The organism is Streptomyces sp. NPDC007346 (assembly GCF_040703535.1).
Lineage (GTDB): Bacteria > Actinomycetota > Actinomycetes > Streptomycetales > Streptomycetaceae > Streptomyces.
The window spans coordinates 25,396-35,332 of sequence record NZ_JBEYKR010000074.1 but is presented as its reverse complement, the minus strand read 5'-3'; the positions used below and the strand labels follow the sequence as shown (position 1 = coordinate 35,332).

Here is a 9,937-nt window from a genome sequence, read left to right as displayed (position 1 = left end):
GAGGCCGGGGCGGGCAGCCGTACGCCGTTCCGCGAGGCGACGGCGTCCCGGGCGCTGCGGCCGTTGAGCGCCCGGCCGGCCGCACCCGCCGCGGTGGAGGCGGCGGCAGCGGCGGTGGCGATCAGGAAGCCCCGCCGGTCCCAGCCGCCCTCCTCCGCCTCCTCCCTCGCGATCCGGCGGCGCGGGCGGGTGAGCCTGCCGACGAGGACGTACAGCAGGACCGCCCCGGCCACCGCGCCGGCCAGCGACGGAAGCCCGTCGGCCACCCCGGTGGAGTCCGGGCGGCTGACCGCCGAGGCGGCGCCGACGACTCCGAAGGCCAGGACGGCGGCGGAGCCGGTGCGGCGGTGGCGCAGCGCCAGCACGCCGACGGCGAGGGCGAAGAGGGCGAGCGTGACGACGATGCCCAGTTGCAGGACGAACTTGTCGCTCTCGCCGAAGTTCCGGATCGCCCAGTCCTTCACACCGGCCGGCGTCCGGTCGATGGCGGCCCCGCCGACCGCCGTCACGGGGCTCGCCTCGGGGCGGACGGCCGCCGAGACGAGTTCGGCGACGGTCAGGGCGGCGAATCCCGCCAGCAGGCCGCCGAGGGCTGCGAGCGTTCCGCGGGTCAGAGCTGTCCGGGTGATCCTCACGGTCGTCATTCGGAGCCGTGGGGCGGGCGGATTGGTTCGTCGCCCGGTCACGTGGCGCTCAGGGGCTTCGCCCGCGGTGGGGGCGCGTCCCGGCGTGAGGGCGAACGCGGACCGCCCCGGCGGGCACGAGGCCGACCGGGGCGGAACAGGGTGCGGGCGTGGCCGCCCGCACCTCACATCAGGCGAGGCTCGCGATGGCCTGGTTGAACGTGGCGGACGGGCGCATGATCGCCTCGGCCTTGGCCGGGTCGGGCTGGTAGTAGCCGCCGATCTCGGCCGGGGAGCCCTGCACCGCGATCAGCTCGGCGACGATGGTCTCCTCCTGCTCGGCCAGGGTCTTGGCGAGCGGCGCGAACGCCTCGGCGAGCTTGGTGTCGTCGGTCTGCCGCGCCAGCTCCTGGGCCCAGTAGAGGGCCAGGTAGAAGTGGCTGCCGCGGTTGTCGATACCACCGAGGCGGCGGCTCGGGGACTTGTCCTCGTTGAGGAACGTGCCGGTCGCCCGGTCCAGGGTGTCGGCGAGGACCTGGGCCCGCGCGTTGTCCGTGGTGGTGGCCAGGTGCTCGAAGCTGACCGCGAGGGCCAGGAACTCGCCCAGGCTGTCCCAGCGCAGGTAGTTCTCCTTGACGAGCTGCTGGACGTGCTTGGGGGCCGAGCCGCCCGCGCCGGTCTCGAACAGGCCGCCGCCGTTCATCAGCGGGACGACGGAGAGCATCTTGGCGCTGGTGCCCAGCTCCAGGATCGGGAAGAGGTCGGTGAGGTAGTCACGCAGCACGTTGCCGGTGACGGAGATGGTGTCCTCGCCACGGCGGATGCGCTCCAGGGAGAAGGCGGTGGCCTCCTCCGGGGTCTTGATCGAGATGTCCAGGCCGTCGGTGTCGTGGTCGGCGAGGTACGTGGTGACCTTGGCGATCAGGTTGGCGTCGTGGGCGCGGCCCTCGTCCAGCCAGAAGACGGCCGGGTTGCCGGTGGCGCGGGCGCGGGTGACGGCGAGCTTGACCCAGTCCTGGATCGGCGCGTCCTTGGTCTGGCACATCCGGAAGATGTCACCGGCGCCGACGGCCTGCTCCAGCACCACGTCGCCGGCGGTGTCGACGACGCGCACGGTGCCGGTGGCGGGGATCTCGAAGGTCTTGTCGTGGCTGCCGTACTCCTCGGCCTTCTGCGCCATCAGACCGACGTTGGGCACCGAGCCCATGGTGGCCGGGTCGAAGGCGCCGTTGGCGCGGCAGTCGTCGATGACGACCTGGTAGACACCGGCGTAGCTGCTGTCCGGGAGGACGGCGATGGTGTCGGCCTCGTTGCCGTCCGGGCCCCACATGTGGCCCGACGTGCGGATCATGGCCGGCATGGAGGCGTCGACGATGACGTCGCTGGGGACGTGCAGGTTGGTGATGCCCTTGTCGGAGTCGACCATCGCGAGGGCGGGGCCCTCGGCGAGCTCGGCCTCGAAGGACGCCTGGATCTCGGCGCCGACGTCCGGCAGGGAGTCCAGGCCCTTGAGGATGCCGCCCAGACCGTCGTTCGGGGTGAGACCGGCGGCGGAGAGCTGCTCGCCGTACTTGGCGAAGGTGTTCGGGAAGAAGGCGCGGACCGCGTGGCCGAAGATGATCGGGTCGGAGACCTTCATCATGGTGGCCTTGAGGTGCACGGAGAACAGCACGCCCTCGGCCTTGGCGCGGGCGACCTGCGCGGTGAAGAACTCGCGCAGCGCGGCGACGCGCATGACGGCCGCGTCCACGACCTCGCCCTTGAGGACGGGTACGGACTCGCGCAGCACGGTGGTGGTGCCGTCGTCGCCGTGCAGCTCGATCCGGAGGGAGCCGTCCTCGGCGATGACCGCGGACTTCTCGGTGGAGCGGAAGTCGTCGACGCCCATGGTGGCGACGTTCGTCTTCGAGTCGGCGCTCCAGGCGCCCATGCGGTGCGGGTGGGCCTTGGCGTAGTTCTTGACGGACGCGGGGGCACGGCGGTCGGAGTTGCCCTCGCGCAGCACCGGGTTCACGGCGCTGCCCTTGATCTTGTCGTACCGGGCGCGAACGTCCTTGGCCTCATCGGTCTGCGGGTCGTCCGGGTAGTCCGGAAGCGCGTAACCCTGCTCCTGGAGCTCGGCGATCGCGGCCTTGAGCTGCGGGATCGACGCCGAGACGTTCGGCAGCTTGATGATGTTCGCGCCGGGAGTCCTGGCCAGCTCGCCCAGCTCGGCGAGTGCGTCATCGATACGCTGCTCGGCCTTGAGGTGCTCCGGGAAACTGGCGATGATCCGCCCCGCGAGGGAGATGTCACGGCGCTCCACCGTGACCCCCGCGGTCGAGGCGTAGGCCTCGACGACGGGCAGGAACGAATAGGTCGCCAGGGCAGGGGCCTCGTCGGTGTGCGTATAGATGATGGTCGAGTCAGTCACCGGGTGCTCCGCTCCACGTCTGCAACATTGCTTGACATCAAGATATCTCGTCACCGCCCGCGGCTCCACAAGGGCCCCGCACGGCTTCACCGTCCGTACGGGGGTCGGTGACTGTTGCGTGACCCTGGGTTACGGGTTCGGCGGCCGGTGCTCGTACCAGCGCAGGTCGTCCTCCAGCTGGGCGGCCAGCGCGATCAGCCGCTCCTCGCTGCGGGAGGGGCCCAGCAGCTGGGCGCCGACGGGGAGGCCGGAGCGGGTGAAGCCGGCCGGGACGCTGATGCCGGGCCAGCCGAGGACGTTCCACGGCCAGGCGTAGGGGCAGGCGGCGGTCATCGCGAGGTCGGTGCGCAAGGCGGTGAGGTTCTCGTACGCGCCGATACGGGGCGGGGGCGCGGCGGTCGTCGGGGTGAGGAGCACGTCGTAACCGGAGGCGTCGAAGAGGGCCCCGATCCGGCGGTGCTGGCGCACCTCGCGGGCGCGGGCGGCCCGCACCACCCGGCCGCCGAGGCGCGTCCCGGTCCGCAGGGCGCTGCGGGTGCGGGGGTCGAGGAGGGTCGGTTCGGGGTGGCGGGCGGCGAATTCGGCGATGCCGGCGGTGGCGCGGGGGACGAAGGCGAGGCCGATCAGCCCGTACCGGGGGCGGGCCTCCTCGACGTGGTGGCCGAGCCGGGCGAGGGTCTCGGCGAGCGCGGCGACGGCCCGGCGCACCTCGGGGTCGGGGCCGCCCCGGGTGAGGGTGAGCGGGGGCCGCCAGGCGAGGGCGATCCGGAGGCGGCCGGGGTCGCGGCGGGCGGCGTCGGACGCGCGGACGGCGGGCGGGCGGTGGAGGTCGTCGGGGTGCGCGCCGGCGGCCGCGTCCAGCAGGAGCGCGGCGTCGGCGACCGTACGGGCGAGGGGGCCGTTGACGGTGAGGCCCTGGAACGCGTCGTGGTGCGGGTGGACGGAGACGCGGCCTCGCTGGGGCTTGATGCCGACGAGGTGGGTCCAGGCGGCGGGGATGCGGACGGACCCGGCGCCGTCCGAGCCGAGGGCGGCGGGGACCAGGCCCGCGGCGACGGCGGCGGCCGAACCGCCGGAGGAGCCGCCCGGGGTGTGGTCGGTGTTCCAGGGGTTGCGGGTGGCGCCGAAGGCGGGGCCCTCGGTGAACGGCCACTGGCCCAGTTCGCAGGAGTTGGTCTTGCCGACGATGACGGCCCCGGCCGCGCGCAGCCGGCGGACCGCCTCGCTGTCGGCGGTGGCGGGGGGCCGTTCGCCGTCGCAGCCGAAGTGCGTGGGCAGGCCCGCCACATCGGTGTCGTCCTTGACGGCGACCGGCACGCCGAGCAGCGGCAGCCGCTCCCCCGCCGCGAGCCTGCGGTCGGCGTCGGCGGCTTCGGCGAGGGCGGCCTCGGCCCGCACGTGGCGGAAGGCGTTGAGGGTGGGCCGGGTCGCCTCGATCCGGGCGAGGGCGTCGGCGACGAGGGCGGTGGAGGTGGTGGCGGATTCGGCGAGAAGGCGCGCGCTCCGCGCCGGTCCGGGCATCGGCGCCGGAGGCGGGGTGCGCTCGGGATGCGACCGTACGGCCTGGCCGGTCCGTTCGGTGGGCTCCGCTGAGGACATGGGCGTGCCGCCTCCCTCCGGTCCGCGGGGCCGGCCGGTCGTCCCGGCCGCATCCCACGCACTTACTGGAGGGTAACGAGGAGCGCCGGGCCGCTCAAGTGCTCCGGCGGAGTGGGTGGCCGGGGGCGGGTTCCGTGGCTGTCCGTGTCCCTCGGGCCGCGTTGCCGTGACCCTCCGAGGACCTGTCGGGCGCCGTCCGCTCCCCCGGCGTACGCTCGGAGGAACGGACGGGTAGTCCGGATCGCATGCCCGGAGCAGGCCCGCACGGCCCTGGCGGAGGAGGCGACGTGAGCGGACACCGTTGGGTCGCACGGGCGGCCGCCGGGGCGATGGCCGTCGCCCTCACGGTGGCGGGTGGCGCGGTCGCGCAGGCTGACGACGACATCGCCTCGCTCAGCGCCGAGCAGATAGCCGACCGCTCACGCGACGCCCTGCTCGGGGTCTCCTCACTGCATCTGAGTGTGCGCGGCGATCTCGACGGGAGCGGCGAGGGGATGAGCGTGGACCTGACGCTCGACCGGGACGGCAACTGCGCGGGCGGCGTCGACATGGGCGACGACGGTTCCGTGGAGATCGTCAAGCGCGCCGACGATGTCTGGCTGAAGCCGGACAAGGCGTTCTGGGAGACCCACGTTCCGACCGGTGGCTCCACCTTCGACACGATCCTCGACGGCCGCTACATGAAGGCGAAGGCCGACGACCCCCGGCTGCTGACGGTCACCGAGATCTGCGATCTGGACACCTACCGCAAGCTGATCACGGACAACGCCGACGCCGCCGGGCGCGGCACCCTGACGAAGGGCCGGGAGACCGAGGTGAACGGCGCGCCCGTCGTCCCGGTGACCCGGGCGCGGGGCGACGAGCGGGTCACGGTGTACGTGGCCACCGAGGGCGAGCCGTACCCGGTGCGGATCACCGTGCGGGGGACGGGCGAGGAGGGGGCGGTGAGCTTCTCCGGATTCGACCGGCCGGTGCCCGCCGAGACCCCGTCGGCGGACGAGACGGTGGATGTGACGGCTCTGCTGGGCCGCAGCGTCAAACCGGTGTGAGTGCGGCAACCGGTGTGAGTGCGGCCCAGCGGAGCGGTGAACTCTAGGGGTAGGCCACCAGGTTGGCGACGTTGGTGCCGGAGTTGGACGGTCCTCCCGCGTTGTTGATGACGTGGTTGATGGTTCCCGTGCCGCCGAGCGAGACGGTCACCATGTTATGGAAGCGCACCCCCGGCGTGTTCGGCGCCTCGAAGGCGCGCTCGGCGACCACGGACGGGTTGGCGCTGAAGAAGCAGTAGCTGCCCAGACCCCACGCCTCGTGGCGGGTGACGGACGGGGAGACCTTGTAGGCGTCGTAGCCACGGGTCGAACCGTTCATCCAGGCCGCCTGGTTGGGCGGGTCGTAGGGCATCTCGTTCTGGAAGAAGTACGTTCGGCCGCCGTTGCCGTTCCAGATGACCTGGTGCTGCTGGTAGTGCTCGACGAACAGGCCGTACATCGTCACGTCGGTGCCGTTGACGATCAGACCGTTGGCGGCGGTGTTGGTGTTCCAGCCGATGCCGCTGCCGTGGTCGCCGCGCCAGAGCCACAGGTGGTCGCCGATGACGTCGGAGCTGTTGACGACCAGGCTCTGGGTGGCCTTGCCGACGGCCGCGCCGCCGATGCGGAAGAAGACGTCGTGCAGCGAGGTCGGGTTGGCGGTGTGCCGGGCACCGGCCCCGGCCTGCCCGACCTGCATCAGCGTCGGGGAGTTGACGGTGCCCGCGTCGATCAGGATCCCGGCGATCTTGACCCCGTCGACGTCGGCGACGTTCAGGGCGGTGATGCCGTTCTCGGGGATGACGGTGGCGAGTCCCAGCCCGAGGACGACCGTGTCGGGGCGGGTGACGTCGATCGTCTGGTCGAGCCGGTAGACCCCCGGCGTGAAGAGCAGGTTCTTGCCCTGCGCGAGCGCCGCGTTGATCTGGGACGCGGTCGCGCCGGGCTTCACGATGAAGAACTGGCTGATGGGCAGCGACTGTCCGGCAGGCGTACCCGAACCCCAGGTGACCCCTTGGGTGTTGGTCCGCAGGGCCGGTACGAAGACCTGGTAGGCGCCGGCCCCGTCCACGTACAGGAAGGGCTTCTCACGGCTCACCGGTGTCTGGGCGACCGTGGTGTAGGGCGGGTTGGGGAAGCTGTTGGCGGGGGCGTTGACGTCGCCGACGAAGACCATGTTCCAGTTGGAGCCGGTCCAGCTGTTCCACTGGCTGTTGCGGGAGAGCCACTGCTGCTGGGTGCCGGAGCGGACCTGGCCGTCGATCTTGGAGTCGGCCATGAAGCCGCCGCTGGACCAGCCGCCGTCGTCGAGCTGGAGGTTGCCGCGCACGTGCATGCGGCGGTAGGGGGCGGCCTGCGAGACGGCCCAACGGTCGGTGCCGGAGGGCGGGTTGACCGAGAGGTTCTCGGCGGAGCGCCAGAAGTTGTGGGTGGCGTTGCCCTGGAACCAGTCGGCCTCCACGTGGACGCCGCCGTTGATGGTGACGTCGTCGGGCGAGAGGCCGAGCCCGGCGACCTGGGTGTAGAAGCCGACGTTGGCGTCGACGTCGTAGCTGCCGGGCTTGAAGAGCAGGGCGTGGCGCTGGGAGCCGAACTGGTTGGTCTCCTGCTGGGCGAAGACCTGGTTGAGCTTGTTCTGGATGGTCGCCCTCGGGGTGGAGGGGTCGAAGACGGAGACGTTGGGGCCGAAGTCGGGGGTACCAGGCGGGTTCGGTACGTCGGCGGCGCCCACCAGGAAGGACTGCGCGGCCGAGCCGTTGCAGGCGTACTGCTGGACGCGGGCGCCGTCGGCGGTGGAGGCGGCCGGGATGTCGAGGCACTTGCCGCTGTTACGGTTCACGAAGTGGAAGGTTCCTCCCGGCTCCTCGACGGGCAGCCACTGCTGGTTGGCGCCGCCGGAGTACGACCAGAGCTGGACGGGCGCGGCGTCGGCCGTGGACACATCGGTCACGTCCCAGCTCTTGGCCGCGTCGTTGCGGTTGTCGACCCGGACGTACCCGCCGCCGACGGACCGGAACTGCCACTGCTGGGCGTTGCTGCCGTTGCACGTGTACTGCTGCACCGCCGTGCCGTCGGCGGTTCCGGCGGCCGCCGCGTCCACACACTTGCCGCTGTGACCGGCCGTCACGGTCGTCCAGCCGGTGGGCAGTTCGGCGGCCTGCGCGGCGGGGGCGGTGGCGACGGCGGTGAACAGGGAGGCCACCAGCCCACCGAGGGCCAGCAGCGGGACGGCGAGGCGCCGGGGTCTGTGCCCGTCGCGGCGCGGGCCGCGGGGTGCGCGATGGCCGGGCATTCTCATATGTGTCTCCGGGGTGGGGGGCGGGGCTTACTTCAGGCCGTGAAGTTAGGCCCGTTCCGTGGACACGTCAAGACTGCGCGTACGGAAAGTGAAGGGGAAAGTGAATCCGGCCGGGCCGCGCGGCACCGGCGCCAACTCCCTTGGCGCAGCGCTCTTTCGGCAAGCCGTCGGCGCGCGGCCAGTGATTCGTACCCACACGAGGGGATGGTCCGGGCCAGGGCCTTGACACCTGGCTCCGTTCACTTCTTCATCACAGGGGGGAACAGCCACTCGACGGACGAACACCGGTCGGCCCGCACTCCCGCCCCGGCCCGCACTCCCGCCCGGTCGACGCCCCGTACGGCAGCCGCCCGAGCCCTCCGCCCGAGCCCTCCGCCCGGGGAACGGTGCGGGCGGGGCCCGGCGGGGCTTCGTCAGGGCTGAGCCGGGCCGGGAAGGCCAGGCAGGGCGGGACGGCTGCGGCGCAGGGCGTCAGTCGGCCAGCGCGGGGATGACCGTGGAACCGTACGCGTCGATGGTCGCCTCGCGCGCGTCGTGCATGTTGTAGAGGGCGAACTGGTCGACGCCCATGTCCCGCAGCGCCCGGAGCTTCTCGACATGGGCCTCGGCGGGTCCCAGCAGACAGAAGCGGTCGACGATCTCGTCGGGGACGAAGGCGGTGTCCGGGTTTCCGGTGCGCCCGTGGTGGCTGTAGTCGTAGCCGGAGCGTTCCGCGATGTACGCGGTGAGCGCCTCGGGCACCAGGCCGGAGTGCTCGCCGTAGCGGGCGACCAGGTCGGCGACGTGGTTGCCGACCATCCCGCCGAACCAGCGGCACTGCTCGCGGGCGTGGCCGAGGTCGTCGCCGACATAGGCGGGGGCGGCGACGCAGATGGTCACGGAGTCCGGGTCCCGGCCGGCGTCGGACGCCGCGTCCCGTACCGCCTTGATCATCCACTCGGTGAGGAAGGGATCGGCGAGCTGGAGGATGAAGCCGTCCGCCTTCTGGCCGGCCAGGGCGAGGGCCTTGGGCCCGTACGCCGCCATCCACACCGGCAGCCGCCCCTCCTTCACCCACGGGATCTGCACCGGCTGCCCGTCGACCGTGGCCTCCCGGCCCTCGGCGAGGTCCCGGATGACGTCGATGGCCTCCCCCAGCCGGGCCAGCGTGTTGGGCCGGCGGCCCGCGACGCGCATGGCGGAGTCGCCGCGCCCGATCCCGCACACCGTGCGGTTGCCGTACATGTCGTTGAGGGTGGCGAACGTGGAGGCGGTCACCTCCCAGGTGCGGGTGCCGGGGTTGGTGACCATCGGGCCCACGATCATCCGGTCGGTGTGCTCCAGGATGCGGCTGTAGATGACGAACGGCTCCTGCCAGAGCACCGCCGAGTCGAAGGTCCAGCCGTAGCGGAAGCCGTTGCGCTCGGCGCGGCGCATCAGGCCGACGACGGCGGAGGCGGGCGGGTCGGTCTGCAGGACGAGTCCGAAGTCCATGGCGGGATCTCCTAGTCCAGGTGCTGACACGTGGCGCGGGGGTTCACGGCGTGGCCGGTGGCGTCCGTCCGTCGACGGCGGGCTCGCCGGGTGCGAGCACGGCCTCGGCCCGGTCGGGTGACGCGTGTGCCGGGGAGCCGGCGCGCGCCGGCCAAGGCTCCGGGGCATCGCACGTGGGCCGGTGATGCGCTCCGGAAGATCCTTCCACATCAAGCCGTGACCGGCCCTGTACGACGAGGCCCCGGACGCGAGTCGCGGGGGAACAATTCTGGTCCGCATCTCAGGATTTGGGAAGTGGCCGTTCCCACAGGGTCCCTGATCGTCCGTCAGCACGGGTGGCGTCGGGCGCCGGGGCCGTCCGCGGCGACCGGCGGTGAACTACCAGGTGGGGCCGTCGCCTGACGGGTTATATGCTCCTCCGGAAATTCTCATATGATCTTCATTATCCGGGGGGTTTGTGAACATGAGGGCGCGTGCGCGAGGACACGGCGTCGCGGGATCC

The 9,937-nt window shown here is 72.2% G+C and carries 5 protein-coding genes and 1 pseudogene; 1 reads left to right on the top strand and 5 read right to left on the bottom strand.

Going from position 1 to position 9,937, the window contains the following annotated elements; translation table 11 throughout:
• From AB0917_RS20115 to AB0917_RS20105, 3 genes and pseudogenes are all read right to left on the bottom strand, one after another.
• A pseudogene (locus tag AB0917_RS20115) lies at positions 1 to 644 on the bottom strand (molybdopterin-binding oxidoreductase); the annotation flags it as partial.
• Between the two features lie 169 nt (positions 645 to 813).
• A complete protein-coding gene (locus AB0917_RS20110; RefSeq protein ID WP_366820948.1) occupies positions 814 to 3,036 on the bottom strand; it encodes an NADP-dependent isocitrate dehydrogenase in 2,223 nt (740 codons plus the stop codon).
• Between the two features lie 129 nt (positions 3,037 to 3,165).
• Positions 3,166 to 4,635 carry an amidase gene (locus AB0917_RS20105; RefSeq protein ID WP_366820947.1) on the bottom strand — a complete coding sequence of 490 codons (1,470 nt, stop codon included), beginning with the start codon at positions 4,633 to 4,635 and terminating at the stop codon, positions 3,166 to 3,168.
• A 287-nt stretch (positions 4,636 to 4,922) separates the two neighbouring features.
• On the opposite strand from AB0917_RS20105, the gene AB0917_RS20100 reads away from it, so the two are divergent.
• Positions 4,923 to 5,684, top strand: coding sequence for a hypothetical protein (locus tag AB0917_RS20100; protein WP_366820946.1), 762 nt, complete (start codon positions 4,923 to 4,925; stop codon positions 5,682 to 5,684).
• Positions 5,685 to 5,727: 43 nt separating this feature from the next.
• Here AB0917_RS20100 and AB0917_RS20095 read toward each other — a convergent pair whose 3' ends face one another.
• Positions 5,728 to 7,962, bottom strand: coding sequence for an RICIN domain-containing protein (locus tag AB0917_RS20095; RefSeq protein ID WP_366820945.1), 2,235 nt, complete (start codon positions 7,960 to 7,962; stop codon positions 5,728 to 5,730).
• Between the two features lie 471 nt (positions 7,963 to 8,433).
• Positions 8,434 to 9,435, bottom strand: a complete 1,002-nt coding sequence (locus AB0917_RS20090; protein WP_366820944.1) for a TIGR03842 family LLM class F420-dependent oxidoreductase — start codon at positions 9,433 to 9,435, stop codon at positions 8,434 to 8,436.
• Between the last annotated feature and the right edge of the window lie 502 nt (positions 9,436 to 9,937).

Excerpts from the sequence above, each read along its gene's own strand:
- AB0917_RS20105 (WP_366820947.1), bottom strand. The coding sequence starts at position 4,635 with ATGTCCTCAGCGGAGCCCACCGAACGGACCGGCCAGGCCGTACGGTCG.
- AB0917_RS20095 (WP_366820945.1), bottom strand. The coding sequence starts at position 7,962 with ATGAGAATGCCCGGCCATCGCGCACCCCGCGGCCCGCGCCGCGACGGG.
- AB0917_RS20090 (WP_366820944.1), bottom strand. The coding sequence starts at position 9,435 with ATGGACTTCGGACTCGTCCTGCAGACCGACCCGCCCGCCTCCGCCGTC.